At 72.7% G+C, this 25929-nt stretch carries 29 protein-coding genes and 1 pseudogene; 18 read left to right on the top strand and 12 right to left on the bottom strand.

Annotated elements, in window-relative coordinates:
• The first annotated feature begins 342 nt into the window (after nt 1-342).
• Entirely contained in the window at nt 343-1017 is a 675-nt protein-coding gene (locus tag OG802_RS32965) for a hypothetical protein (RefSeq protein ID WP_329416468.1), read from the top strand.
• Nucleotides 1018-1090: 73 nt separating this feature from the next.
• On the opposite strand, the gene OG802_RS32960 is transcribed toward OG802_RS32965, so the two are convergent.
• Nucleotides 1091-2431 carry a glycoside hydrolase family 30 beta sandwich domain-containing protein gene (locus OG802_RS32960; protein WP_329416467.1) on the bottom strand — a complete coding sequence of 447 codons (1341 nt, stop codon included), beginning with the start codon at nt 2429-2431 and terminating at the stop codon, nt 1091-1093.
• Between the two features lie 354 nt (nt 2432-2785).
• A complete protein-coding gene (locus OG802_RS32955; protein WP_329416466.1) occupies nt 2786-3538 on the bottom strand; it encodes an IclR family transcriptional regulator in 753 nt (250 codons plus the stop codon).
• 167 nt (nt 3539-3705) lie between these two features.
• On the opposite strand from OG802_RS32955, the gene OG802_RS32950 reads away from it, so the two are divergent.
• From OG802_RS32950 to OG802_RS32935, 4 genes are all read left to right on the top strand, one after another.
• Nucleotides 3706-4179 (top strand): hypothetical protein, encoded by a 474-nt coding sequence (locus OG802_RS32950; protein WP_329416465.1) that lies wholly within the window; start codon nt 3706-3708, stop codon nt 4177-4179.
• Between the two features lie 112 nt (nt 4180-4291).
• A complete protein-coding gene (locus OG802_RS32945) occupies nt 4292-5089 on the top strand; it encodes a cyclase family protein (RefSeq protein WP_329416464.1) in 798 nt (265 codons plus the stop codon).
• A 199-nt stretch (nt 5090-5288) separates the two neighbouring features.
• Nucleotides 5289-6098: an IclR family transcriptional regulator domain-containing protein gene (locus tag OG802_RS32940; protein WP_329416463.1), complete on the top strand. Its 810-nt coding sequence runs from the start codon at nt 5289-5291 to the stop codon at nt 6096-6098.
• Between the two features lie 188 nt (nt 6099-6286).
• Entirely contained in the window at nt 6287-7429 is a 1143-nt protein-coding gene (locus OG802_RS32935) for a S8 family peptidase (RefSeq protein ID WP_329416462.1), read from the top strand.
• 16 nt (nt 7430-7445) lie between these two features.
• Here OG802_RS32935 and OG802_RS32930 read toward each other — a convergent pair whose 3' ends face one another.
• A complete protein-coding gene (locus OG802_RS32930) occupies nt 7446-8183 on the bottom strand; it encodes a flavodoxin family protein (RefSeq protein ID WP_329416461.1) in 738 nt (245 codons plus the stop codon).
• 251 nt (nt 8184-8434) lie between these two features.
• Between OG802_RS32930 and OG802_RS32925 the strand changes: the two are divergent.
• A pseudogene (locus OG802_RS32925) lies at nt 8435-8680 on the top strand (zinc-dependent alcohol dehydrogenase); the annotation flags it as partial.
• 82 nt (nt 8681-8762) lie between these two features.
• Here OG802_RS32925 and OG802_RS32920 read toward each other — a convergent pair.
• Nucleotides 8763-9161, bottom strand: a complete 399-nt coding sequence (locus OG802_RS32920; protein WP_329416460.1) for a YybH family protein — start codon at nt 9159-9161, stop codon at nt 8763-8765.
• A 177-nt stretch (nt 9162-9338) separates the two neighbouring features.
• On the opposite strand from OG802_RS32920, the gene OG802_RS32915 reads away from it, so the two are divergent.
• Both OG802_RS32915 and OG802_RS32910 read left to right on the top strand, forming a co-directional pair.
• Nucleotides 9339-11012 carry a serine/threonine-protein kinase gene (locus OG802_RS32915; protein WP_329416458.1) on the top strand — a complete coding sequence of 558 codons (1674 nt, stop codon included), beginning with the start codon at nt 9339-9341 and terminating at the stop codon, nt 11010-11012.
• Nucleotides 11009-11839 (top strand): hypothetical protein, encoded by an 831-nt coding sequence (locus OG802_RS32910; RefSeq protein WP_329416456.1) that lies wholly within the window; start codon nt 11009-11011, stop codon nt 11837-11839. The genes OG802_RS32915 and OG802_RS32910 overlap by 4 nt, the downstream gene beginning before the upstream one ends.
• An 81-nt stretch (nt 11840-11920) precedes the next feature.
• Here the strand turns inward: OG802_RS32910 and OG802_RS32905 are convergent, their stop codons facing one another.
• The 3 genes from OG802_RS32905 to OG802_RS32895 all read right to left on the bottom strand — a co-directional run bounded on the left by OG802_RS32905 (nt 11921) and on the right by OG802_RS32895 (nt 12850).
• Nucleotides 11921-12214, bottom strand: a complete 294-nt coding sequence (locus OG802_RS32905) for a hypothetical protein (protein WP_329416455.1) — start codon at nt 12212-12214, stop codon at nt 11921-11923.
• 63 nt (nt 12215-12277) lie between these two features.
• Entirely contained in the window at nt 12278-12469 is a 192-nt protein-coding gene (locus OG802_RS32900) for a hypothetical protein (protein WP_329416454.1), read from the bottom strand.
• Between the two features lie 165 nt (nt 12470-12634).
• A complete protein-coding gene (locus OG802_RS32895; RefSeq protein ID WP_329416453.1) occupies nt 12635-12850 on the bottom strand; it encodes a hypothetical protein in 216 nt (71 codons plus the stop codon).
• On the opposite strand from OG802_RS32895, the gene OG802_RS32890 reads away from it, so the two are divergent.
• Complete coding sequence (locus tag OG802_RS32890) at nt 12849-13238, top strand: VOC family protein (protein WP_329416452.1); 390 nt, start codon at nt 12849-12851, stop codon at nt 13236-13238. The genes OG802_RS32895 and OG802_RS32890 overlap by 2 nt on opposite strands.
• Nucleotides 13239-13355: 117 nt before the next feature.
• Here the strand turns inward: OG802_RS32890 and OG802_RS32885 are convergent, their stop codons facing one another.
• Nucleotides 13356-14306: an aldo/keto reductase gene (locus OG802_RS32885; protein ID WP_329416451.1), complete on the bottom strand. Its 951-nt coding sequence runs from the start codon at nt 14304-14306 to the stop codon at nt 13356-13358.
• 232 nt (nt 14307-14538) lie between these two features.
• Nucleotides 14539-15510: a helix-turn-helix transcriptional regulator gene (locus OG802_RS32880; protein ID WP_329416450.1), complete on the bottom strand. Its 972-nt coding sequence runs from the start codon at nt 15508-15510 to the stop codon at nt 14539-14541.
• A 63-nt stretch (nt 15511-15573) separates the two neighbouring features.
• Here OG802_RS32880 and OG802_RS32875 point away from each other — a divergent pair, with 63 nt between their 5' ends.
• Nucleotides 15574-15960, top strand: a complete 387-nt coding sequence (locus OG802_RS32875) for a VOC family protein (protein ID WP_329416449.1) — start codon at nt 15574-15576, stop codon at nt 15958-15960.
• Between the two features lie 79 nt (nt 15961-16039).
• Here the strand turns inward: OG802_RS32875 and OG802_RS32870 are convergent, their stop codons facing one another.
• A complete protein-coding gene (locus OG802_RS32870) occupies nt 16040-17251 on the bottom strand; it encodes a serine hydrolase domain-containing protein (protein WP_329416448.1) in 1212 nt (403 codons plus the stop codon).
• A gap of 170 nt (nt 17252-17421) precedes the next feature.
• Entirely contained in the window at nt 17422-17814 is a 393-nt protein-coding gene (locus OG802_RS32865) for a hypothetical protein (protein WP_329416447.1), read from the bottom strand.
• A 360-nt stretch (nt 17815-18174) separates the two neighbouring features.
• On the opposite strand from OG802_RS32865, the gene OG802_RS32860 reads away from it, so the two are divergent.
• The 5 genes from OG802_RS32860 (at nt 18175) to OG802_RS32840 (ending at nt 21814) form a co-directional block, all read left to right on the top strand.
• A complete protein-coding gene (locus OG802_RS32860) occupies nt 18175-19533 on the top strand; it encodes a helix-turn-helix domain-containing protein (RefSeq protein WP_329416446.1) in 1359 nt (452 codons plus the stop codon).
• 184 nt (nt 19534-19717) lie between these two features.
• Nucleotides 19718-20170, top strand: a complete 453-nt coding sequence (locus tag OG802_RS32855) for a DUF3995 domain-containing protein (protein WP_329416444.1) — start codon at nt 19718-19720, stop codon at nt 20168-20170.
• A complete protein-coding gene (locus OG802_RS32850) occupies nt 20160-20672 on the top strand; it encodes an RNA polymerase sigma factor (protein ID WP_329416443.1) in 513 nt (170 codons plus the stop codon). The genes OG802_RS32855 and OG802_RS32850 overlap by 11 nt, the downstream gene beginning before the upstream one ends.
• On the top strand, nt 20669-21121 hold the full coding sequence (locus OG802_RS32845; RefSeq protein ID WP_329416441.1) for a hypothetical protein: 453 nt from the start codon (nt 20669-20671) through the stop codon (nt 21119-21121). Before OG802_RS32850 ends, OG802_RS32845 begins: the two co-directional genes overlap by 4 nt.
• A 90-nt stretch (nt 21122-21211) precedes the next feature.
• The gene (locus OG802_RS32840) at nt 21212-21814 is read left to right on the top strand and encodes a sugar O-acetyltransferase (protein ID WP_329416440.1); all 603 of its coding nucleotides are present in this window, start codon (nt 21212-21214) and stop codon (nt 21812-21814) included.
• A gap of 201 nt (nt 21815-22015) precedes the next feature.
• Here the strand turns inward: OG802_RS32840 and OG802_RS32835 are convergent, their stop codons facing one another.
• The gene (locus OG802_RS32835) at nt 22016-22294 is read right to left on the bottom strand and encodes a DUF5302 domain-containing protein (protein ID WP_329416438.1); all 279 of its coding nucleotides are present in this window, start codon (nt 22292-22294) and stop codon (nt 22016-22018) included.
• Between the two features lie 228 nt (nt 22295-22522).
• Between OG802_RS32835 and OG802_RS32830 the strand changes: the two genes are divergently transcribed.
• The 3 genes from OG802_RS32830 to OG802_RS32820 all read left to right on the top strand — a co-directional run bounded on the left by OG802_RS32830 (nt 22523) and on the right by OG802_RS32820 (nt 25928).
• Complete coding sequence (locus OG802_RS32830) at nt 22523-23023, top strand: hypothetical protein (RefSeq protein ID WP_329416436.1); 501 nt, start codon at nt 22523-22525, stop codon at nt 23021-23023.
• 165 nt (nt 23024-23188) lie between these two features.
• Entirely contained in the window at nt 23189-24973 is a 1785-nt protein-coding gene (locus tag OG802_RS32825; RefSeq protein ID WP_329417591.1) for a diacylglycerol kinase family protein, read from the top strand.
• Nucleotide 24974: 1 nt separating this feature from the next.
• On the top strand, nt 24975-25928 hold the full coding sequence (locus OG802_RS32820) for a YihY/virulence factor BrkB family protein (protein WP_329416435.1): 954 nt from the start codon (nt 24975-24977) through the stop codon (nt 25926-25928).
• Nucleotide 25929 lies beyond the last annotated feature (1 nt).

Raw genomic sequence — 25929 nt, 5'->3', positions numbered from 1 at the left:
TTCCTCGTCCGGATATCTGAACCGGCCGCTGCTCTCGGCGGACGACTGGCATGCGCCCTCCGCGGATGATCACGCGACACCGCGACGGGGCTGATCCACGCCTGCGTGCTCGACTCCGCGGCGTCGCGAGCACCGCAGCCGAACTCGCGCCCGTCCGCGCCCCCTTGACGGAAGCACCGTGGCGCCGCGCGCCGAACGGATCGGATGGCCCGCGGATTACGTAGTTCCCCCGATGTCCGACGGTCCCCGGTTGCGGGACCGTGGCCGTGCGTCTTCGCTCGCGCCTCCCGACCGCTCGGCACGGGGGAGCGTGCGTGCGCCTGGGCAGTGAAGGAGACACGTATGACGATGCGGCCGTCGGGCGAACCCCTGTCCACCGAACCGGCGGACGAGGAGGACCTCCCCTGGGTGGCGGTCAGGCCCGACAACGGGCCCAGCCGGTCGCTGCTGATCAAGGGGTCGCCCCTCATCGCCATCGGTGCGCTGCGGATGGGTCTGATGATGGCCAGGGGACGCGGCACGTCGGCGGGATCGGGACCGACGGGGCTGGTGGTCGGGCTCCTGGCGGTCCTGTTCCCGCTGCTCTGCATGGTGTTGCTGAACGGGCTGCGCTGGGCCAACGCCGGGATCCGCCTGGAGGACGGGGTCCTCACGGTGAGGGACCGGTGGAACCGCAGGGTGCTCCACGCGCCGGTGTCCTCCGTGACGGGGGTGCACACGATCAAGGCGCCCTTCGACGGTTCGCACAACAGCCGGATCGTCATCACGTCGCGGTCTCACAAGCCCGTGCTCGTCGATCCCCGGCTCTGGGACGCGGACGGGCTCCACCGGCTGTGGCAGGGCCTGGGACTTTCCTTCCAGGACCACGGCTTCCTCACCTGGCCCCTGCTGAGGAAGCGGTTCCCCGGAATAGCCCTGCCGTGGCGTCACGTCCACATCGCCGTGTCCACCCTCCTCATCGTCCTCGGCTGCATCGCGTACATCGCGCTGATCGTGAATCTGCCCTTCCTCCTGTGACGCCCCTCGTCCTGTGACGCCCCGACGGGGCTCGCGCCGGTCCGCGGGAGCCGGTGTGCGGTCGGACCCCGGGTCAGTTGGTCACGAACGTCGTCATGCTGCGCGCGGGGAGGGTTGCGGTGAACGTGTTGTTCGCGATGCTTCTGGCGCCCTGTGAGGCGACGCTCCTGCTCGCGTCGGTGAGCCACGAGGACACGCCGGCGGCACCGGCGTTCGCCAGGGTGAACGGCTGACTCACCGCGGAGGCGCCCTTGTTGACGGCGACCACGACCGTCGCGTTGCCGTTCCGGTACGCCGACACATAGACGTCCGACGCCGGCTTCGCCGTCGCCTCGACGCGGACGGATCCCGGTCGGACGAACCTGGCGAAATGGGCCATGCAGGCGCCGCGCTTGCTGATACGGCCGTCCTCGCGCAGCGGACCGTAACTGCGCCGGATGTACCACCAGATGTACGCCTGGAACTCGGCGTCCACCATCGCGCGGTGCATGTGCTCCCCCACGTCGAGCGCCTGCGGCCACAGGTCGGCCGAATCCGTGCTGTTCGGGTAGTACACCTCGGTCATCCAGAGTTCCTTGCCCGCACCCTTCTGCTTGAAGAGCGGGTAGGGGAAGTTCCCGAACGGGGTGCCGTAGAGGTGGGCGCCGATGACGTCCACGTTGGCGAGGGCCACCGGGTCGTTGAGGATCGGGTCCGACATGTTCTTCAGGTACTGGAAGGACTCGGGCGCGATGACCCTGGTGCTGATCGAGCCGGCGTTCTCACGCAGGAACCGGACCATCTCCGCGGGGGTCCACCATGTCCAGTCCTGTGCGAAGTCGGGCTCGTTCTGCACCGAAATGCCGTACAGATTGACGCCGTTGCCGCGCAGGAACGCGGTGAAATCGTTGAGGTGCTGGGCGTAGGCGCCGTACATGGAGTACCGCAGCCGGCGCGCGTTGGTCTGGCTGCCGCGGACGAACGTCTCGACCATCGACGAGGGCGGGTTCCACGGTGACGCGATGACCGTCGCGCCGAGTTCGACGGCGCGTTTCGCCGTCGCGAGGTCCCGGCTCCAGGCGGACCGGTCCTCGGGGACGGGGATCCTCAGCAGCGACAACCCGAGACGGCCGTCGCCCACGCCGAACGCCGTGTCCCGCTGGGCCGCCGTGAGATCGCCGATCCAGGCCGAGTGGCTCATGCCGCCGAAACCCCGGATCGTCTGCCGCCGCGCCGCCGCGTCGACGACCACGGTGGCGGCGGCCGTCGCCGGACCGGCCGCCGTCGCGGAGGCCGCCGTGGCGGAGGCGGTCGACGTCCCGGCTACGGATGTCGCCGCCGTGAGGACCGGCAGGGCTCCCATCGTCGCCAGGACGGTTCTGCGGCTCGGCGGTCGCTGATCCTCGTTCACGGACTCGTTCCGACGGTACGTCATGATCCGTCCTCCTCAAGGCTGTTGATCGCCATGCGCCCCCGCCGAGCCGCCTGGGAGCGCTCCCACCAAGGCGGAGTGCTCCATACGTGCCGGATTCGCTTCGGGAGGGCCGCCGATGTCGCGCGCAGTGTGCGCCGACGGGCCGGAGAGCACCGTCGGATGTTCGACATGCTGAACAGTGTCCAAGATTGCGGATATCACGAAAGTTAACGACGGCCCTCGACACCGTCAAGCCTCTCGACGCCACTGGACGCCTCCGGCACCTCCGATACCTCCGGCACCTCCGAGATCAGTGTCCAGAGGCTTCCGGAGACTTCGGACGTCCACGGCAACTTCGGTACTCCAGGCGGCTGTTCAGGTGCCGCGAAGGGCCGCTTCCAGGCGGGCGCCCCAGCGGAGGGCGGCCGCCGCGCACTCCGCCGTCCGGGGTTCCAGGCGACGCCTCGGTCCGACGACCTGGACCGCCGCCACGACCTCACCGGTGAAGTCCCGGACCGGCACGGCGACGGAGTACAGCCCGGGCTCGGCCTCCTCGTCGACGATCGAGTAGCCGCGCCGGCGGGTCACCTCCAGGCGGCGCAGGAAGTCGGGCACGTCGGTCGGCGTGTTGGGGCCGTGCCGCCGGAACTCCGTCCGCGCGAAGACGGCGGCCACTTCGTCGTCGTCGGCGTCGCTGAGCAGGGCCTGGCCGCAGTCGCTGCAGTAGGCCGGGTACGGACGGCCGATCCACGAGCCCAGCTGCCGGCTGCCGGAGGGCAGGCGTTCGGCGATCGTCACGGTGGTGTCGCCGGCCAGGACTCCGAGGTAGCAGCTCTCGCCGGTCTCGGCCACCATGCCCTCCAGGGCGGTGAGCCCGTCCGTGCGGAGCCTGTGCCCGGTGAGGTCGCGGGCGGCCGCGTACAGCCGCCAGTGCGGGGCGACGTCGCCGGAGACGTCGTCACGGGCGACGAATTCCTCTTCCGCCATGGCCTTGAGCGTGCGGGACAGCTGACTGCGGTCGCGTCCGAGCCGGCGGGCCAGCTCCGCGACGGACGCGGCGGTGGGCCCAGGCCGGCCGTCGGCGGTGCCGTGAGCGAGCGCCGAGAGGGCGTCCAGTCCCTTCGTCACGCTTGAGTCCATGCGCGCCTCCGCCGTGCCGGGGGTGGGTCGGGGCCAGGGTCGGGTGCAAGACCGCGCTCAGCCCCATCGTGCGGTATTTGCATCTTGCCGTGCATTTGATGCACGCCTAGCATACTGGGACGCACCAGCCGCCGACCGCCGAGGGATGACCGCGCATGGCCACGACGACGATCAAGCCGACAGCCGCCGGTGAGGGCCGCGCGCCCGCCGGAGCGGCCGTCCGGCGCCGGGCCGTCCGGACGATCAAGGTGTACTGGCCGGTCGCGGAGACGACCCTCGCCTCCTGCGCGAGCGGCGACCTCGACGCGCTGCGCGCGGACCCGTCCTTCGCGGCACTCCTGCGGGTCCTCGAGACCTCGCCCGGACTGGGCGACTTCGGCCTCTACGACGACGTCTTCGAGGTGTCCCTCGGCGCGGAGGGGTTCACCGTCCGGCCGGGCGCCCGGCCCTCGCTCGGCTCGGTGGGGAGCCGAGTCCTCTCGCCGACGCTCGCCGTCACCACATACGTCGACGCCGCAGTGGACGACGACGCCCTCACGCAGGTCCTCGCCCGTCTCGCCGACGCGCACCCGTGGGAGATTCCGGTGATCGAACTCTCCGCACCGCTGGAACTCGTCTCCCGGGTCTGATCAGCCGCCCGCGGCCTTCGCGCCCCCAAGCGCCGAGCACCGAGCACCGAGCACCGAGCACATCCGAACCGACGAATCTGAAAAACTCCACCCACGAAGAGGACGAGCGCGCATGACGCCGAACACCGCCTCCACGGCCTCCGCCACCGGCACCGGCACCGCCGAGCCGCCGCTGTGGGCCCTGCACCGGGAGCTGACGGGTCGCACGGTGCGCACCGACCTCACCCATGCCTTCCATCCCGGGCAGCCGCACTTTCCCGCCTTTCCCGACGAGCGGCGCGAGACGCCCTTCGACATGTCCCGCGGCGACGGCTTCACCGTGCACCGGTACACGATCGTCGGCCAGTGGGGGACGCATGTCGATCCGCCCGTCCACTTCGTCGCCGGCGCCCGCACGCTGGACGAGATACCCGTCGACGAGATGATCCTTCCGCTCGTCGTCCTCGACATCGCCGAGCGCGTCGCCACGGACCCGGACGCCGTGCCCACCCTGGAGGACGTGGCGGCCTGGGAGGACCGGAACGGCCGGATCCCGGCGGGGGCGTTCGTCGCACTGCGCACCGGCTGGAGCCGGCGCTGGCCGGATCCGGCCGCCATGGCGAACAGGGACGAGGCGGGCGTGAGCCACTGTCCGGGCTGGTCGGCCGAGGTCCTGCGGTACCTCTTCGAAGAGGCCGGCGTCACCGCCATCGGTCATGAGCAGACCGACACCGATCCCGGACTGGCCACCTCTGCGGGCGACTTCGGGCTGGAGGACTACGTCCTGCGGCGGGACCGCTGGCAGATCGAGCTGATGACCAACCTCGACAAGGTGCCGGAGGCGGGTGCGCTGATCGTCGCCACCTGGCCCAAGCCGCAGGGCGGTTCGGGATTTCCCGCCCGCGTCTTCGCCCTGCACCCCGGCGGCTGAACGAAGCCGGGGACCCGGCACGGGCCGTGCGGTGTCGCGGAGACCGTCCGGGCCTCCCGTACCGCCCAGGCCTCCCATGCCGCCGTGGCGCCGATGGCGTCGGCGCCGTCGGTGCCGTCGGTGCCGTCGGTGCCGTCGTGTTGTCGTGTTGTCGAAGCCGTGCCGGGCCGGTGAGGAGCGGCTCGCCTATAGTGCGGACGTGACGACGGACGGCCCCTCTCCCGGACCGGCGCCCCGGGGAACGGCGTCCTCGCTGCGCATAGCCCTGCGCATGGTCGACGCCGTGCTGGACCGGGAGGCCTCCGGCCGCACCGGCTTCAATGTCAGCAGGCTCGCCGACGAGGTCGGCGTCGAACGCAGCAAGGCGTCCCGCACCACGCAGGACCTGTGCGACAGAGGGTTCCTCGAACGCGGCGACGACTCCACGCTGCGGGCCGGCGGCGCGTTCTTCGCCACGGCCGCTTCCCTGCACCCCGGCCTGCTGAGCGGCAGCCGCCCGCTCCTGCGCCGTATGGCCGTCGCGTACGGCGCGGGGGCCCGGCTCTCGGTACGCGACGGCGTCCAGGTCCGGCTTCTGCGCGCCGAGTCGGCCGCGGGTCTCGGCCAGGAGTGGCAGGGGCGGGCGAGCCTCGTCACGCCGTGCTGGTGCACAGGGGCCGGACGCGCCCTGCTTCTGGACCACACCGCCGAGGAGATCGCCGTCCTCCTCGACGGCTACGAGCTGATCGGCGTCGGCGGGCCCGACGCGGCCCGCAGCGCGGAGGAACTCGTCGCCGCCAACGACCGCGACCGCCCGGGCGGCGTCGTGGTGGCGCGCGCGGAGTTCGAGCACGGTGTCACCGAGTACGCCGTGCCGGTTCGCGACGGCGACGGGCGTATCAGGGCCGCGCTGTCGGTCGTCGGCAGGGAGCGGGACCTGCCGGCGCACGAGGAGAGGGTCCGCGCCGATCTCACGGCGGCCGCCGCCGCGCTGGCCGGGGCGTTCGCCGGCCACGCCGCGCAGCGGTAGTCGTCCCGCACGGGCCGGGCCCGACGGCCGAACCCGACGGACGGGCCCGACGGACGGCGCCCCTCCCCTGCTCCGCCGAGCGGCGCGGATTCCGCGCCGGAGCCACGGCGCACAGTGGCCGGAACCGTTCGTCCGCCGTGGCCGTCTTGTGCACTGACTGTGTGCGAAGCAGGGACATGGGGGACATCGTGACGCGTAACGCGACGAAGGCCGGTCTCATGGTGATGACCGTGATGACGGTGCTCGGGGCCTCGGCCTGCGGCGGGAAGGCCGGCCCGGCGGCCGGAGACGGCGGGACTCCGCCCGCGCACGGGAAGAAGCCGGCCGTGCACGGCGAGGGGTCGTCCGCGACGCCCGCCGGGGACGGGCTGTCGTCCGACACGGCGCCCGGCTCCTCCACCGTCCTGGGGCGGCCGTCCGGGGTGACGCGGATCGCCGCCCTCCCCCTCACCCGCCACGTGCCGTGGAACCTGGACATCCTGGATCAGCGGTCGCGGCCGCTGAACGGGAAGCTCACCACCACGGCCACGGGCAAGGGCGTGCACGTCTATGTGATCGACACCGGGATGGACGTCGGCCACAAGGAGTTCGGCGGACGCGCCCGGCTCGGCGCCGACTTCGTGGGCGCGAAGGACTCCGGCGACTGCTTCAGCGAGGACGGCATCGGCCACGGCACGTTCGTCGCGGGCGTCATCGGCGGAGCGAAGTACGGGGTGGCGCCCAAGGCCGAACTCGTCCGCGTCCAGGGCGTCCTGTGCGAAAGTGACGGCGGCGGCACCCCCGCCGCGGCCGAGGCCGCCGTGGTGAAGTCGGTCAAGTGGGTCACGGCGCACGCGCAGAAGCCGGCCGTGGTGAACATGTCGCTCAACCTGGACCACCGGTCGGCGGCCCTGGAGTCCGCCGTGAAGAAGATGGTCGACGCGGGGATCACGACGGTGGTCTCGGCGGGCAACTTCCACGACGACGCCTGCAAGCACTCCCCCGCCGGGGTCCCCGGCACCATCGTCGTGGCGGCCTCCACGCCGAACGACCGGCCGTGGAACGACAGTGGCTCCTACGGGTCGGGGTACGGGCGGTGCGTGGACCTGTACGCCCCCGGCCAGAAGGTGACCGCCGCTCTCGCCGGCGGGGGCACCGCCACGGAGGACGGCGGCGCGACGTCCTGGGCCGCGCCGCACGCGACCGGTGTGGTCGCGCTGTACCTGTCTGCCCACCCGCACGCCACGGTGCAGCAGGTGCACGTCTGGCTCGACCACACGGCCACCCGCGGCGTCCTGCACGGCGTGCGCGCCGACACCCCGAACCGGTTGCTCGACACGGGCGGGATCTGACCGGGCCGCCGACGGACTACCGGTGCTCGGGGTTGGCGTGATCGTGGCGGCAGCCCGCGTCCCAGGCGGTGCGCTGGTTGCCGTACGCCGGAATGCCGCCCAGGTCCTTCAGCGCCCGCGCCATGTGCAGCAGGTTCCAGGTCATGAACGTGGTGTTGCGGTTGGTGAACTCGTTCTCCGGGCCGCCCGAACCGGGGTCGAGGTAGGAGGGGCCGGGCCCCGCCTCGCCGATCCAGCCGGCGTCCGCCTGGGGAGGGATGGTGTACCCCAGGTGCTGCAGGCTGTAGAGGACGTTCATGGCGCAGTGCTTGACGCCGTCCTCGTTCCCGGTGATCAGACAGCCGCCGACACGGCCGTAGTAGGCGTACTGGCCGGCGTCGTTGAGCAGGCTGGAGCAGGCGTAGAGGCGTTCGATCACCCGCTTCATCACGGAACTGTTGTCGCCCAGCCAGATCGGGCCGGCCAGTACGAGGATGTCGGCCGCCATGACCTGCCGGTACAGGTCCGGCCAGGCGTCCGTCTCCCAGCCGTGCTCCCTCATGTCGGGCCACACGCCGGTCGCGATGTCGTGGTCGACCGCCCTCACCACGTCCACGCGCACCCCTTCACCGCCCATGACGGCGGCGCTGCGGTCGATCAGTCCCTGGGTGTTGCTCGTCTCGGGCGAGCGCTTCAGCGTGCAGTTGATCACCAGGGCCCGCAGGTCGTCGTACCGGGCCGGGGGCTTGTCGTTCGAGGGCGACGATGCGGTCACACGGTCCTCCGAAATCGGCGGCCGCCCCGGACTCGGCGGCGCGAGCATGTCCGGGCACCAGCCTGCGGGCCGCTCCCCGCACCCGCCATCACAACGACTCCGAACGGGCTCCGGCGCGCTCTTTACGGGCTCCGGCCGGGCTCCGGATGCGCTCTGGCGAGGCGTCCGGCGGGCTCTGAACGGGCTCCGCTCAACGAGCTCAGCTACCCGGGCGGCTCGGCCGTCCAGGTGTCCGCCTCCGGCTCCACGCGGAGCAGGGCGACGGCCACTTCCGGCCCGGCGAGCTGCCGCTGGTCGACCTGTACCTCACCGGCGTCACCCTGCGCATCGCCCGTGACAACGTCCGCGCCCACATCCCCGACGCCCTCCCCCTCGCCGACCCGGGCGCCGTCGACCCCGCCCGGGTCGTCTCGCACCCGGACTGGGAGGACCTCCCCACCACACTGCCCGAGAAGCACCTCAAGCCCGTCTTCGTCCGCGACCTCACCACCCGTTGATCCCGCACCCCGGCATGCCGCACCCCGCACCTCGGACCGCGCCCAGCGCGTGCAAGTACCCAGGACGCGGGCGGCCGCGGCCTCACCCCGTCACGGTGTCGGCATGCCGGTGGACCACCCGCCATGCGCCGTCCTCACGGCGGTACACCTGGGTGGTCCGCAGGGTGTACGAGCGCGGTGCTCCGTCGACGAGGACGGAGGTGTGCTCCAGGCCGGCGGTGTAGGCCATGTCTCCGCGGACGTCGCAGGCCTCCAGGTCGAAGACGAACGACGAACAGTCGGAGAAGCTCTTCGCGAGGCCGGTGAAGAGGGCGTCGAGTTCCCGTCGGCCCCAGGCGCTGCGCCACGCGCCCAGGACGCTCACCGGCTCCTCGCGCGACCAGAGTGCCCGGCGCGGGCCCGCGTCGCCGTTGTGCAGCGCCAGCTCCGCCTCGTGCAGGTCGGTCCTGATCCACGCCAGGAAGTCGTCGCGGTCGGTCATGCCTTCATCATGCACGTCACGGCAGCGCCGGACCCGCATGCGCCGCCGGTCGCCGCGGGGGCGGCGGGGAACGGGGCGCCCGTCCCGCAACCGCGGTGGCCGAAAATGTGTCTCTGCTCGCGTGACCCGATGCCCGGAGGGAGAAACCGGGGCCGCCGGGCCGCCTTGGGGGACGCGATGGACACATGGGCAGTGCCCGGCTACACGGAGTCGGTGGAACTCGGGGCCGGGGCGAGCGGGCGGGTCGTCATGGCCGTGCACCGGGACACCGGCGTCCCGGTCGCGGTCAAGTACCTCAGCGAGTCCCTGCGCACCCGGCCGGGCTTCGTGCGCGGGTTCCGGGCGGAGGCGCGGCTGCTCGGCGGGCTGGAGAGCGCGCACGTCGCCGCGTTGTACGAGTACGTCGAGAGCCCGGACGGCGCCGCCATCGTGATGGAGCTGGTGGAAGGCGTCTCGCTGCGCACCCTGCTGACCAGGTCGGCTCCGCTCGATCCCGAGGCCGCCCTCGTCGTCCTCAAGGGATCGCTCCTCGGACTCGCCGACGCGCACCGCGTGGGCGTCGTCCACCGGGACTACAAGCCGGAGAACGTCCTCGTCGAGCCGGACGGATCGTCCAGGCTCGTCGACTTCGGGATCGCGGTGGACGCCGGCGCCGGCGGCGGTGCGGCGGGAACCCCGTCCTACATGGCTCCGGAGCAGTGGACCGGCGCGCCCGCCTCTCCCGCCGCCGACGTGTACGCGGCCACGGCCACCTTCTTCGAGTGTCTGACCAGCCACCGGCCCTACTCGGGCGACAACCTCGCCGAACTCGCCCTCCAGCACGTCGACGCGCCGATCCCCGCCGACCGGGCCCCCGAGCCGGTGCGGGACCTGGTGCTGCGCGGCCTCGCCAAGGACCCGGCGCGACGGCCCGCGCACGCCGAGGCCTTCGTCGCGGAACTGGAGGCCGTCGCCGGCGCCGCGTACGGGTCCGACTGGGAGGAACGCGGCCGCGGCCGGCTCGCCGCGCTGGTGGCGCTGGCGCCGCTGCTGCTGCCGTCGGCCCGCGGCGCCCCGCGGACCACCACGGACACCGCGCGAACGGTGCTGCGCCAGGCGCCGGCCCGCGGCCCGGCGCGGTCGTGGCTGCCGGGGCGGACGGGGATGCTCGTGTCCGGCGCGGCCGTGCTCCTGGGCGTCCTGCTGTCCTACAACCTGCGGCACGCACCGCAGGCCGACCCGCAGCAGGCGGCCCAGGCCCTGGCCACCACGCGTGCCCAGCCGGTCGCCGGACCGGGTGGCCCCGCCGCCCCCACTCCGTCGGCCCTTTCCTCCGCTTCCCCGACGTCCACCGCGTCACCGTCCCCGTCGCCGGCCTCGTCGTCGAGCGCGTCCCCCGGCATGACCGCCTCCGGCACGGCGTCCGCCGGAGCGGACGAGCCCTCCGCGTCCGCCTCAGGTTCTCCCTCCGCGGACACGACGGCGTCCGGCGGGACCACCGCCGAGCCGACGCCGACGACGGCCGCCCCGAGCCCGCCGGCCGCGCCCGCCGTCAAGGACGTCGCGATCACCGACTTCCGGCAGACCGGATCGACGACCGCCACGACGACCGTCACCGTCACGGCGGACGGCACCGGCCCGCTCTCCCTCACCCTCTCGTGGTTCACCGGCGACACCGGCAGGGGGTCCGGCGCCCCGGACGGTGCGTCCCAGACCTTCCGGCGGAGCGGCGCCACCCAGTACACCCTCACCGTCGACCACACCTTCCGGGGCACCGGCTGCTACTGGACGGTCCGCGCCGCCACCAGCCCCGCCTCCGCCGACGGCGGCGCCTCGCAGCAGCTTCTGACCAGACGGTGTGAGATCCGATGAGCGCGCCCGACGACCACTTCCCCGCCCCGGCCGGGAACCACGAGCCCACCCGCCCGTCCGCTCCCGCCGACGTACAGACGGCCCGCCACGCCGAACCCGGCCCCGACAACGCCGAGTACAGCGCCACCGTGCTGGCCAGTCACTGGATCCAGCGGCCCTGCGAACCGGACGCCACCCTCGTGGAACCGCCCGCCACTCAACCTCCGGGACCGACGACACCGACACAGACGCAGACGCACACGCAGACACAGGAGCTGGAACAGGTACCGGCGAGTACGCGGGCGACGGGCGCCATGACCGCCGCGCCGGCCGACGCACCGGATCGGGCCGACGGCACCGTACTGCGGTTCGGACCGGGCGTGACCGCGGCCGTCGCCCGGCGGACCGACAGAACCCTGCACGCGCCGCCGCCGGCTCCCGCACCCCCGCATCGGACGCGGCGTCTGCGCAGACACGCCCTGCCCGCCGTCGTCCTGGTCTGCGTCATCGCGCTGCTCGCCTGGCAGCGCCTCGGACCGCCGCTCACCGTGGGCACGGTACGGGTCACCGCCCGCCCCGCGGCTCTGCCATGCGACGGCACCGCGGACATCGTCGGACTCGTCACGACGAACGGCCGTCCGGGAACGCTGTCGTACCGCTGGACCCGCAGCGACGGCACGGCCTCGGGCGTCCTGCGGGAAGTGCTGGTCCGCGGCCGGAAGCAAGCGCGCCTGCACCTGCTGTGGACCTTCCAGGGCAGGGGCCGTTACGCGGCCCGTGCCGAACTGCACCTGATGTCCCCCGTCAACCGCACGGTGGTCACCAGCGTGACTTACGACTGCCTCTGACGGACGGCCGAGCCCACGCCCCGCCCCTCGGCCTCGGGACGGGGCTCGAACTCGGGCTCGGGCTCGGACTCGGACTCGGGCTCAGGCGTTGGCGTGACGCGGGGCGACCGCGTGCCGCCGCGCGCCGCGGTGCGCCGGCCTGTCCGCCACGGCGGCCCGGAGACGCTGCAGCCACACGGAGGCCGTCGCCAGCAGGCCCGCGAAGACCGCGACGAGGAGCACGGAGACCCACATCTGCCGGCTGGCGGGATGAGTCCGGCTCGTCCAGATCGCTACGACCGTCCACAAGAGGACGCCCGCGGCGTAGAAGGCGCGGATCCGGCGCAGCTGCCGCACGGCCCGCAGGGAAACCGGGTGATCAGTCTTCGGTGCCATGGCGACCGTGTACCCCCGCGCACGCGGTTAAGCCGAGGAGTTCCGTCCGGCGTTTACGCACCACTACCGCCGCTGATCCGTACGGCCTTCGAAGTCGCGCCGTACCGCTGCCCCCTCGTCCTCGACGAGACCCGCCTCCTCGGGGAGTTCGAGGACGGCGCCGCAGTGGCTGCACAGCCTCCCGTCCTCGGCCGGCGTTCCGCACGCCTTGCAGAAGCGGTTGCCCTGGTCGGTCTCGCTCGGTCGTGTCGTCATGGCTCTCCCCGACGCGTGGAATGTGATGGACGGTGATGGACAGTGGTGGACGGTATCGATGCGCGGTCGGAGTACCCGTGGCGCACGCGTTGATGCTCCGAGGGCTCGGGCTCGGCGTTCCGGACGCCTCCTGGGAAGACCGAGCCGTTCGAAGGAACGCCGTTGTCAAGCCGACACCGGCTCGGCGATGATCACGACGGGGGCACGGCCACGCAGGCCGCAGACCAGCCGCTGGCCGACGGCCGACCAGCCGCAGGCCGGCGGTCGACCGACCGCCGACCGGCCGTTGTGCGGGCGGCGCCCGCAGGCGCCGTCGCCCGCCCCTCGCACCACCACCGGCGCCCCGGCGTTCCGGCGCCCCGACCCCTGGGAGACATCCATGCGCGTGATCGACTTCGACCATCTCGTCCTCAGCGTCGCCGACATCGAGCGTTCGCTGGCCTTCTACACCGGCCCGCTGGGTCTGCAACCTGTGCGGGTCGAGGAATGGCGGGCGGGCAAGGCGCCCTTTCCGTCCGTGCGGGTGAGCGCCACCACCATCATCGACCTCGTGCAGGGTCCCGCCGAGCGGCCGCGGCACTCCAATGTCGACCACATCTGCCTGGTGGTCGAGCCGCTCGACTGGCAACAGGTCGTCGACACCGGGGACTTCACGGTGCTGGACGGTCCCGGCGAGCGTTTCGGCGCGCGGGGCACCGCGGTCTCCCTCTACGTGGCGGACCCGGACGGCAACACCGTGGAGCTGCGCTGGTATCCGCAGGACGCATGAGGAACGCGGCTTACTGGGCCGAGAGTTCCCTCTGCCCCAGGCGGACTCCCCGACCCCGTCACTCACCTACGGCCATCACTGTGACCCCGCGGCCACCACTCTCGCCGTGAGGGATCGTCAGTCCGCTCGTTGGCCCGGGGAGTTACCCATGCCCCCTCGAACTTCTCCACCCGCCGAGGTGAGACGTGCCGACTCCTCCTCCGAGAGCCGTATCGCGCCGGCGGCGATGTTCTGCTCGAGGTGACCTGGATCGCCGGTTCCGGGGATCGCCAGTACGTGCGGTCCCTGCCGCAGGGTCCATGCCAGCCGGACCTGTGCGACGGAGACGCCGTGTGCGCGGGCGACGTCGCGCACGGCGTCGCCGTCCTCGGCGGCCGGGCCCGCCTCACGACCGGGACCGGCGATCGCGAAGAACGGGACGAAGGCGATGCCCAGTTCGCCGCAGCGCCGCAGGAGCGCCTGGTCCTCGCTCGGTGCGCCGATCCCGTAGGGGTTCTGCACACAGACGACCGGGGCGATGGTCCGGGCCTCGGTCAGTTGCTCCGACGTCACGTTGGAGACGCCGAGGTGGCGGATCAGTCCGGCGTCGCGCAGCTCGGCCAGCGCGCCGAAGTGCTCGGCGATCGAACCGTCCCGCAGGCTCGGGGGTACCCGCAGGTTCACCACGTCCAGGTGATCGCGTCCGAGTTGGCGGAGGTTCTCCTCGACCTGGCCGCGCAACTGCTCCGGCGTCGCCCACCACCACGCGCCCGACGGGTCGCGGCTCGGCCACACCTTGGTGGCGATGACGAGGTCATCCGGGTACGGGGCCAGAGCCCGGTTGATCAGCTCGTTGGCGGAGCGGGTCGAGGAGAAGTAGTACGCGGCGGTGTCGATGTGGTCGACGCCGAGTTCGACCGCCCGGCGGAGCAGGGCGATCGACTGCTGGCGGTCACGCTGCACGCCACGACTGAAGGGCTCGGTGCCGGTCAGACGCATCGCGCCGAGTCCGACCCGGTTGACGGTCAGATCACCCAGTCGCCAAGTACCGGCTGCTGATGCGGCGTTGACAGGTGGACGCAGGGACATGGATCTCCTCCGGGTGGCTGGGAACGCGAGACCGACGGGGCGCGCCGCCGTCCGGTGACGCGACGGGTCGAGGACCCCGAAACGGGCCGACGGCATACCGGGCGACGCAGTCTCCGGGCATGAAAAAAGCCTCCTCGAGCGGATCGCAACCCGCCCCGAGAAGGCTCACGTGACAGCCAGGATTCTAGCAGGGCACGGCAGGCCCGCTTTGGCTCGGCCGGGCGTTCCGGTGTCACTCGCGCGCGGGGCGGCCGTCCTCGTTGGTTTCGAGTAGGTGGCGGGTGCGGCGTAGCAGGGCGTGTCTCACTTCGTCGGGGGACAGTACCTGTAGGGGTGTGGCCAGGCTGAGCAGGTAGGCGGCGAGGCCGTCCGCGTCGGGGCCGCCGACCTCCACGACGGTGGCGTCGGGGCCGTCCGGGCGGTGGGTGCCGACGGTGGGCGGTACGAGCTTCAGCGCCCGGCTCATGGGGACGGCAAGACGGGCCGTCACGTACAGCGGGTACGCGCCGGTGGCGATGCCCCGTGAGACGAGGAGCGCCGGGTCGGGCGGGTCGTGGAGTTCCGCGGGACGTCCGGTCGACCGTATCTGCGTGACCCGGTCGGCGCGGAACGTGCGCCACTCGCCGCGCGTGACGTCCCGGGCCACGAAGTACCAGCGGCGCCCGGTGTGCACGAGGCGATGCGGGTCGACGTCCCTGACGCTGGCCTTGCCTTCGCGGTCGCGGTACGAGAGGCGGGCGCGTTCTCCCTGGCGGCAGGCTGTGGCCAGGTCCAGCAGCATGCCGGACGTGATCTGCGGCGCGTCGGACCTCGGGGTGTGGACGAACGCGGCGTCCATGCCGGCGAGCCGGTCCGCGACCCGGGGCGGAAGGGACTGCCGGAGTTTCAGCAGCGCCGACAGGGCGGCCTGGTCGCTGCCGAGGACGCCGCTGAGCGCGGCCTCGCGCAGGGCGACGGCCACGGCGAGCGCCTCCTCCTCGTCGAGGATGAGCGGTGGCACCCGGGTGCCGCCCCGGAGCCGGTAGCCGCCCCAGGGGCCGGGATCGGACTCGACGCCGTAGCCGAGTTCGCGCAGCCTCGCGATGTCCCGGCGGACGGTGCGGTCGGTGACGTCCATCCGGTCGGCCAGTTCGCCGCAGGTCCAGGACGGCCGGGAGGACAGCAGCGAGACCAGGCGCAGCAGGCGGGCGGATGTGCTGATCACGTCCCGAAGTCTGCCTCACGACCAGGACCGGAACTGTCCGGGTCCCGTCATAGCGTCTCCCCCATGAGCACCCCGACCGCATCCACGTCCACGATCCGCTACGCGGCCGTCACGTTCGACTGCCCGGAGCCGGCAGAGCTGGCCCGTTTCTACGGCGAGGCCCTCGGCCTGCCCGTCGTCTATTCCAGCGACGACTTCGTCATGCTCGGGCAGGAGGGCTCGGCCGGACTGGGCTTCAGCCGGCTGGCCGACTACCGGCGGCCCACCTGGCCGGACCCGTCCCAGGAGAAGCGGGCGCACCTCGATTTCGGCGTCGACGACCTCGACGCCGCCCAGGCCCGGCTGCTGGCCCTGGGCGCGGTCGAGCCCGCGTCCCAGCCGCAGCCCGATCGCTGGCGGGTGCTGCTGGACCCGGCCGGTCATCCGTTCTGCATCTCCACCCTGGTCTGAGGGAGCCGGGCGAGAGAGCAGGGCGGGACCGCTCGGCTCCCCCTGCCGGCGACCGGGAGGGGGGAGCCGGGCGCGGTTCCTACAGTGCGTGCGGGTCGTCCGCCCGTCCGTCGCGGAGCAGGGCGCAGACGAAGTTCTCCTCGATGGTGCGCAGTTGCTTCAGCAGGGCGGGGTCGCTGGTCGCGCTGATCTGGGTCGTGATCGAGAACGTCAGCGAGCGCCGCCCGTCGGGGGTGGCGGCCATCAGCTGGGTGTATCCGGGGAAGTTTCCGGTGTGGCCCAGCACGACGCCGCACCGGGTCTCGTAGCGGTAGATGGCCAGGCCGGCGCTGTTGCGTCCCGGTCCGGCGGGCTCGGACGCGCCCGGGATCCAGCGGCGCTGCTCCCGCACGACGTCCTTGCCGTAGAGCGCGCCGGAGGCGTAGCCGCGGATGAAGCGGGTCAGGTCGGCCGGGGTGGAGACGATGCCGCCGGAGGCCCAGGCGCCGGAGGCGCTGAGGAGTTCGCTGACGTCCTGCGGTGACGCGGGGTCGCTCACGTCGTACCCGTGCAGATAGGGCTCGGGCAGGCGGTAGCCCTGCGGGAGGCTGGTGTCGCGCAGCCGCAGCGGCCGGTAGACCAGTCGCCGCAGCAGTTGTTCGTAGGGGGCGCCGGTCACCGCTTCGGCCATCAGGGCGACGGCGATGTTGTCGGAGTTGGAGTACGCGTAACGGCTCCCCGGGCGGAACAGCAGCGGCTCGTCGGCCACGTAGTCGAGGAGGTGACGGGAGTCGAAGTGGTGGCGCGGGTCGGCGCTGACCGTCGCGGCGAACTCGGGATCCTGCGAGTAGTCCGGCAGACCGCTGGTGTGCTGGAGCAGTTGCCGCAGCGTCACCTGGCCCCAGGCGGCGGGAAGCTGCGGGAGGCGCTGCCGCAGGGTGTCGTCGAGGCCCAGTGCGCCGCGGTCGACGAGGGACAGGGCCACCGCCCCGCTGAAGGCCTTGGCCGTGCTCGCGATCCGCATGTGGTCCGTCGGCTGCGGCCGACGGCCCGTCGCGAGGTCCGCGACGCCTGCCCGGAGCACGCGGGTCCCGCGGCCGTCGCGCAGCAGCGCGATGACTCCGGGCGGACCGCCCGGCTCGCTCACGAACCGGTCGATCTGTTCTTGCAGCGTGCGGTCCTGCGCCGGCCCGGTGGCGGCGCCCGCGGTCGCCGGCGCCAGGACCGCCGACGAGGCGACCGCGAGGACGAGCACGGATCCGAGACGTGATCGCAGCGCGCCACGGAGTGAGCGCGCGAGGCACTGGGGCATTCAGGCTCCTGAGGATGGACGGCGGGCGGTTGCAGCTCAAGCGTCACCGGCCGTGAAGGCCGGCGCGCTTCCCGTTGCTGCAAACAGCCCAGTCGCCCCCGTGTCTCGCCTCCGCCGCGACCTCGGTCCGCGCTTGATCGCGCAGCTCAGACGTTCACACTGTCAGCCGTTCAGCAGGTGGAACTGCTGGAGATCCTTATGCCGGTGACGCTGTAGGCGTTCGTGAACTGGGTCTCGGTGTTCGGCGGGAGACAGATGGAGCTTCCGTTCTGGAGCCGCAGATACGCCACGTCGTCGTTGCGGGTGTTGAGGACGTAGTAGTGCGGGCGTGACCTGACCGTCTGGTAAGAACTGGTGACGTCGCGGTACTTGGTGATCGGCGTGCCCGCGTTCCAGGCGTGCTCGTCCACGTAGAAGCAGACGTAGGGATACGGGCAGCCGTTGGTGGAGCCTTCCGCGTGGGCTGCCGAGGCATTGGCCACGGACACGGTGGCGATGGCCAGGCTCGCGCCCGCGAGAGCGGCCGCCTTCCGGACGAGGGACTTTCGGACGAGGGACTTCATCGGACCTCCAGGAGGTGAGGGGATCGGTACGGTGTGCCTCACGCCACGCGTCACGCTCACGGCGCACATGACGTGATCGCTTGGCCACATGACCGCTTGGCCTCGGGAGTGGGCCGGGAGTGGGTCGACCGACAGGACGGTTGTTCGGTCCGGCCGGTTGCTCCCGCCGTCGCGGCTGCTGTCACGGTCGCCGACGCAGCCGGCCGGCGAGGTCGGCGCGACGCCAGAAGCATCGGCGGTCACCGCCGTTCGGGTCAACTCCCGTTGTGCTTCTGGGACAATGGAACCATCCCAGCCCACCTGACGTGCACTTACATGGGTGCCTGGGATGCGGGATCACGGGCGGACGACGGAGGAACGGTGTCGGGTCGGGACGAAGTGGAGGAGTTCGCCGCACTGTTGCGCCGGCTGAAGGACCGCACGGACCGGAGTTACGGCTCCCTGGCCCGCCGGGTCACCATGAACACCTCCACGCTGCACCGGTACTGCGCGGGCGAGGCGGTGCCGCAGGACTTCGCGCCGGTGGAGCGGCTCGCGGCCTTCTGCGAGGCGACACCGCAAGAACGATTGGAGCTGCATCGGCTGTGGCTGGCGGCGGTGGCGGCCCGGCAGCGGGCCCGCAGCCCTTCGTCCGGCGAACCGGCGGCGGCTCCGGCATCGCCCTCGCCGCTGCCCCCGTCCTCACTCGCGCAGCCGTCTTCACCCTCGGCGTCGGCTGCGTCGCCCGCGTATTCGACGTCGGCTGCGTCGCCCGCGTCCTCGGCACCTGGGGCACTGCCGGACGGCTCCTCTGGCCCTCGCCCCCGGCCCTGGTACCGGCGACGGCGGGTCTGGGCGGCGACTGCCGTGGTCTGCGCGGTGCTCGCCACTCTGCGCGGCACGAACGATCTGCCGGACGACCGTTCCCCGCAGGCGAGTGCCGTCCGGCCCGGGGGGCCGCGAACCGCTGTCGCCAGCGCACCCCACCGGTCGGTGAAGCCGTCGGCGAGCGCTTCTCCCGCGCCTTCCCGTGGTGCCGCGTCACCCGGTCCCCGGCACACGGATCCCGTCGCGAAGGCGGCGGGCGGCGGCCCGTCCGCGCGTCCGCCCGCCGGGCTTCCCCTGGCCTGGAGCACCTCCCTGATCTGGGACATGGGCTGCGGCCAGGACTACGTCGTCGACAAGCCGACCGCGCAGGTGCCCCCGCCGCCGGTGGAGCAGGACGCCGGGGCCTGGGCGGTGTCGCAGGGCGCGGTGCACGGGCGGGAGACGAGGGTGCGGATCTCGGTGCAGGGACGGTCGTCCACCGCCGTGGTCCTGGAGGCCCTGCACGTCCGCATCGTGAGCCGCGACAGTCCGTCGACCGGGATCGCCTACTCCATGGGGCAGGGCTGCGGCGGCGACCTCACGCCCCGCAACTTCACCGTGAATCTCGACGCCGACCGTCCCGTCACCCGTCCGCGGGACGGCTCGGACAAGGGAGAGAGCATCCCCGCCGTGCGCTTCCCCTACCGCGTCTCGGCCGAGGACCCGGAGGTGCTGCTCGTGGACGCGACGACACAGACCTACGACGCCCGCTGGTACCTCGAACTCGACTGGTCGTCGCAGGGCCGCACCGGCACGATCCGCATCGACGACCACGGCCGCCCCTTCCGCACCAGCAGCATCAAGGGGCTGCCGCACTACTGGTTCGGCACCGACGACGCCGGCGCGCGGGCATGGGTGCCCTTGGACGACTAGGACCTGTCCGGACGGCGACCGTCGCACGCCCACCGCTGCCGGCCCACGTCTTCCGGGCGGACGCGAACCGGCCGGGCCGGGTGAACTCGCGCGCCTCGGAAAAAAGTGCTCACCGCGACGGAACGTTTCGCGTGGACGGCTCCTCTGGAGGGGGACGGATTCCGAAGTCACCGCAGGAGGAGCCATGTCGTATCGGACCATCGCCCCCGCCCCCACCCGGGCAGCCGCGCTCGTCACCTCGGTGCTCACGGTGGACGCCCTGCTGCACCTGTACTGGACGACGGGCGCCACCTGGCCCGCGGCCGACGACGAGAGCCTGTCCCGAGCGGTTCTCGGTACCGACGTGCCGTTCACACCGCCGGTCCTGCTCCCTCTCGTCGCCCTCCTCCTCACCGCCTCCGGTCTCGTCCTCGCCCACTCCCGACGCCCTCGCCACCCGGTCCTCCGCCTCGGCACCCTGGCGGTGGCCGCGGGCCTCTCGCTGCGCGCCCTCGCGGGGATCTACTGGATGTTCGCCGAGGAGCCCGGTACCGCCTTCTACTGGCTCAACCTCGCGCTCTACACCCCGCTGTGCGCCGTCCTGGCCGTCGCCACCCTGCGCGTGGCGCGGTGGAAGGACGAGGCCCGTGCCCGATGAGCGACGCGACGACCGGACGGTCCGGCTCGTGCGAGCCGCCCAGCGCGGCGACACCCTCGCCATGGCCGAACTCCTGGACCTCCTCGCTCCGTACGTGGGCCGCGTCTGCGCGCCCATCGCGCTGGACCAGGCTGCGGACGCGGCGCAGGACGCCCTGGTGGCGGTCTTCAAGTCGCTGCGCACCCTGAAGGACCCGGCCGCCCTGCACGGCTGGGCCCGTGCGATCGCCGTGCGCGAGGCGGTCCGCACCGCGCACCGCGCCGCCCGCGCTCTTCCGGCCGATCTCAACGCGCTGCCGGCCCGGGGTGACCCTCAACTCTCCGCCGACATCAGGGATGTACTGGACCGGCTCTCCCCCGAACACCGCGCGGTGCTGATGCTGCGTGACGTGGAGGGCCTGGACGAGCGCACTGCCGCGTCCTTGCTCGGTGTGCGCACGGGCACCGTCAAGTCGCGGCTGCACCGGGCCCGCGACACCTTCCGGAAGGCGTGGACGTCATGAACGAGCGCTGGCCCACCACCGACCTCGACCCCGTACGCCGGCTGCACGCCCTGGCCGCCGGCATCCGCGGCGCCCAGGTGACCGAGGCGCACGTCGACGCGCCCTTCGAACGGGTCTGGTCCCTGCTGGGCGACCTGGAGGGCGGGTTCGGACAGGTGGTGACCGACATGGAGCGGCTGCGCGTCGTCCGCCGGCAGGGCGAACGCGTCGAGGCGCTGGCCCGCAGCAGGTACGGAATGCGGGCCCGGCTGCGCGGGGTGCAGCGGCCGGGCTGGTGCTGGCTGCAGAGCCGGTTCCTCCTGATCGGGGTGGCGGCGACGCCTGAAGGCCGGGGCACGCGGGTGGCGTTCACCGGGGGCGTGCGGCTGCCGTCCCGCGCCGCCCTGATCCCCCTGGGCGTACGTCGTGAGAGCAGCCGCAGCGTGCACAACCTGAGGGCCCTGCTGTGAGCCGGGCGTGCACGTAGGCTTTCGGCGCGCGGCCGGACCGGGGCGCGCCGGGCCGGCGCCCGGGAAATCCGACCGAGGGAGCATGCGGCTGTGACGGACGCGCACGAGGAAGAAGTCCTGGCCCGGATCGCCGCGGGGCTCGTCTACACCGAGTCGGAAGCCGCCTTCCAGGCTCCCCGCCGCCGCACGGACGAGATCTTCGAGTACAACCGGACCCCGCCGGGCGACGAGGACAAGCGCCGTGCGCTGCTCGTCGCGATCTTCGGCTCGGTCGGTGAACGCACGGTGCTGCTGCCGCCGTTCCACGCCGGGTTCGGCAGCAACGTCCACATCGGCGACGACTTCTTCGGCAACGTGAACCTGACGTTCGTCGACGACGTGGACATCCGCATAGGCGACGGCGTCATGATCGCCCCCAGCGTCACGCTGACCACCACGGGCCACCCCGTCCACCCCTCGCGCCGCGAGGACTTCGGGCGGTTCTCGGAACCGATCGTGATCGAGGACAAGGTGTGGATCGGCGGCAACGCGGTGGTCCTGCCCGGCGTCCGGATCGGCTACGGGTCGGTCATCGGCGCGGGCAGCGTCGTCAGCCGGAGCATTCCCCCGATGAGCGTCGCCCTGGGAGCACCGTGCCGGGTGATCCGCGCGATCACGGACCAGGACCTCTCGACGCGTACGGCCGGTTCCTGAAGGATTCGTCGTGACGCCTGGCCTCTTGGCGCATGGCCACCTGGCGTGTGTGCTCCTGTGTGTGGCGCGTGACCTCGTACGCGGGCGCGGGCTCGGGCGGGGCGTCGGCGGGGCATGGCCGCGTCCCGCCGCCGGGCCGCCCGTCGCCGGGCCGCCCGGCAGGGGAGGCAGCCCGGACGGGGACGGCGGGGCCTTCGGGGCTCAGCCGCCGCTCTTGCGACGGAAGGACCGCTGACTCGACGCCGGACCGTGCGCTCCGTGGATCTTCGACGTGGAGGCGTTCGCGGCGGAGTCGCCCGCCTCCGCCTGGGCGCCGCGCTTGCGCGCCAGAGCCTCGCGGAACTTGCGCTTCAGATCGTTCGGGTCGCCCGGATCGTTCGTGTCGCTCTGATCGTTCTGGCCGTCGACGTCGGACGAGAGGGGAGCGCTCTCGCCGTCGACCGGCTCCGTGCCTTCGGGTGATGCGGACTCTGCGGCCATGGTGACCTCCTGGCACTGGGCAGTGGAGAGCACAGCTTGTCATGCCGGGCGCCGCGCGAGCGCCGACGTCCGCCGTCACCGGCGGGCGGAGGCGGCGCGCGCGTGCGACGGCCGGCCGGGGAGGCCCGCGGGCGGACCGCGCCACGAATGACGTACGCGATTCGGGGGCAGCCGCCAGGGATGCAGGGAAACCAGACGTATGCCACGAGCACCGCACACGGTCGGCCTGTGGGCGAAGGATCCGCGCAGCCACGATCCGAGGGAAGGCACCGGCGCACCGGACGACGAGGGGGCCGGTGGCATCGCAGGGTTCTGGCCTACCGGGAGGTCGAGCTGCTGCCCTCGTCGGCTCCGGTGGGGGCCGGCGAGGAGTGTCTGCTGCTGGTTCACATCCGCAAGGTGGTCGGGCAGGTGACCTACCGAGCCTGCGACGAGTGCGCCCAGGGCGTGATCACGGACGTCGTCCTCGACGAGCCGTTCCGCGACTGCGGGCTCGGCACCCGCGCGCTGTCGCATCTGCGGTCCCGGCATCCCGGTGTCACCTGGCGCACCACGATGGAAACCAGGCTCACCCGCGGTCTGCTGCGCCGCATGCGCATCCCGCGCGTCCCGCACAGCCCCGGTGCCGCGGCGGAGGGCACCTGCTCGCACCTGCGAACCGTCCCGCCCGCCTCGTCCGCCCGTGCCGCGGCTCCCGGCTCCGACGCCCGCACCGCTGCCCCCTCCTGACGGGCGGCCGCGGCGATCGGGTGCGCTGCGGTGCGGTCGGGTGCGGTGCGCTGCTCGGCGTCCCGAAGCGGCAGGTCTGCACGGGGACATCAGGGGCAGACGGTGGATCGGCCGCAACGCCTGCGGCCCACACCGCCGTACCGGCGCCGACCCGTGGGAGACATGATGCCGACCGCCGCACCGGAGAGACGGGCCGAACTGCCCGGCGACAGACCGGGATCCGTCCGCACGAGCCGTTCGTTCGCGCTGCCCCGGGGCGTGGGCCGGACCGCCGCCCGCATCGGGGCGCTGACGGTCTGCCAGGGCGCGCTGATGGTGGGCCTCGGACTGCTGATCACCGGGCCAGCCCGCGGGTGGTGGCCGATGACGGTCGAGGACGACGTCGACGAGGGCTTCGAGCGGGCCCGGACCGGCACGCTCACGAGCCTGTCGTACGTCGGGTCGGAGTTCGGTGACACGCTCACGGTGATCACCGTCACCGTTCTGGTGTGCGCGGGCCTGATCCTGATGCCCCGTCTGCCGATGTGGCGTCAGGCCTCCTTCCTCGCCGTCGCCGTGTCGCTCCAGTCGCTGGTGTTCCTGGTCATCACCGAGGCGGTGGACCGTCATCGCCCCGAGGTGGACCGCCTCGACGCCTCTCCGCCCACCTCCAGCTACACGTCCGGTCACACCGGGGCGGCCACCGCGCTCTACGGCGGGCTCGCGGTGCTCGCGCTGACGCGGCTGCGCGGGCCGTGGCGGCGGATCGTGGGCGGGCTGCTGCTCCTCGTGCCGCTGATGGTGGCCGTCGCCCGCCTCTACCGGGGCATGCACCATCCCACGGACGTCATGGGCGGACTGGCCAACGGCAGCCTGTCCCTGCTGATCGTGGGCCGTGCGCTGTTCGCCGACGGCACCGTGACCGCTCCGGTCGAGGCGGGCGCGGCGTCCGCCGACCGTGCGGGGGCGGCCGCGGGCGTGCCGGACCGGGGCCGCACCGCGGTGGTCTTCAACCCCACGGTGACCGGTGAGGCCGACCGTGAGGCGCTGCGGGAGGTCCTGGAACGCCACGGTCACCGCGCGCCGGAGTTCGTCGGGACCACGGCGGAGGATCCGGGCACGGGTCAGACGGCGGCCGCGGTGCGCGACGGCGCGCGGCTGGTCGTGGTCTGCGGAGGCGACGGCACGCTGCGGGCGGCCGCCGACGCGCTGGCCGGCAGCGATGTGCCGCTGGCCCTGGTGCCCTGCGGCACCGGCAACCTGCTGGCCCGCAACCTCGGCCTGCCCCTCTCCCCCACGGCCGCGCTCGACGCCGCCCTGCGCGGGTCCCCGCGCCGCATCGACCTCGGCCGCATCTCGGGCGACGGTCTCGCCGCCACCCACTTCGCCGCCATGTCCGGCGCCGGACTGGACGCCGCGATCATGGAGCGGACCGACGACCGCGCCAAGTCCGTCCTGGGCTGGCCCGCCTATGTGCTGGCCGGCGTGGGCGCCCTGCGCACACCGCGGATGCGGCTGACCGTCCGGCTCGACGACGCGCCCGCCCTGCACCGCACGGCCCGCATGGTGCTCATCGGCAACGTCGGCACCGTGCAGGGCGGGACGACGCTGCTGCCCGCCGCCCGCCCCGACGACGGCCTGCTCGACCTGCTGATCCTCGATCCGCGCGGCGTCGGAGGCTGGATGCGTGCGCTGGCGACGCTGCTGCGCGGCGGCGCGAAGCCGCCCCGGCCGTCGGCGGTGGACACGGTCACGGCACGAAGCGGCGACGGCGACGGCGACGGCGACGGCGACGGCGACGGGGTGAGCGTGCCCGTGGAGTTCTTCACGTTCCGGCGGGCCGAACTGGCCTTCGGCGACGCCCCGCAGTCCCGCGAGCTCGACGGCGATCCGGTGACGCCCGGCCGCCTGCTGACGGCCGAGGTCAGGCCGGGTGCGCTGACCGTGCTGCTGCCGTCCGGGGGTGCGTGACATGGGCACCGCGACCAAGGTCCCGGAGACGCGGGACATGACCGGCGACGAGCTGTCCGCCGACGAGGCGCTGGTGTCGCTGCGCCGGTACGGCGGCTGGGCCCTGCTGCGCGACTCCTTCGTCCGTTTCCGGTACGCCGACGGCTTCACCCACTCCCGGGCGCTCGCCCTTCAGACGGTGCTGTCGGTGATACCGCTGGCCATCGCCTTCGTCGGACTGTCCACCACGCTGCACACCGAGAACATCGGCCGGATCGCCGAACTGACGATCCACCGGATGGCCGAGGGGCCCAGCGCCGACGTGGTCGACGACGCCCTCGACCGCAGCCGGCGCACCGCGGGCGACGGCGCGCAGGTCGCCCTCTGGTTCGGTCTGCTCTTCTCCCTGGTCAACACCACCACGGCGATGTGCCAGGTGGAACGCGGCGCCAACCGGATCTACGGCAACGAGCGCGACCGCCCCTTCGGGCAGAAGTACCTGCGCGGCCTGGTGATGTCCGTGACCGCGGGACTCCCGCTGGGACTCGGGTTCATCGTCATGGTGGCCGGCGGCGACCTGGCCTCCGCGACGGTGAGCGTCTATCAGCTCGGCGACGGGGCCCGCACGGCCTGGGAGATACTGCGCTGGCCCTCCGGGCTGCTGCTCGCGCTCATCTCCGCCAGCGTGATCTTCCGCCGCTCGCCGCGCCGCAAACAGCCCGGCTACACCTGGCTGGCCTTCGGCGCCGCCGTGTACCTGGTGCTGTGGACGGCGCTGACCTGGCTGCTGAGTCTCTACCTCGGGATCAGCGGCTCCTTCGACACGGTCTACGGGCCGCTCAGCGCGTTCATGTCGCTGCTGCTGTGGGCCTATCTGACCTCCATCGCCCTCTTCCTCGGGCTGGCGTTCGCCGCCCAGCTGGAGGCCGCTCGGGCCCAGCGTGCCGAGCCGATCGAACCCGATCCTGGAGTCTGAC

Source organism: Streptomyces sp. NBC_00704 (assembly GCF_036226605.1).
Taxonomy (GTDB): domain Bacteria; phylum Actinomycetota; class Actinomycetes; order Streptomycetales; family Streptomycetaceae; genus Streptomyces.
This window is presented reverse-complemented; position numbering and strand designations above follow the sequence as displayed.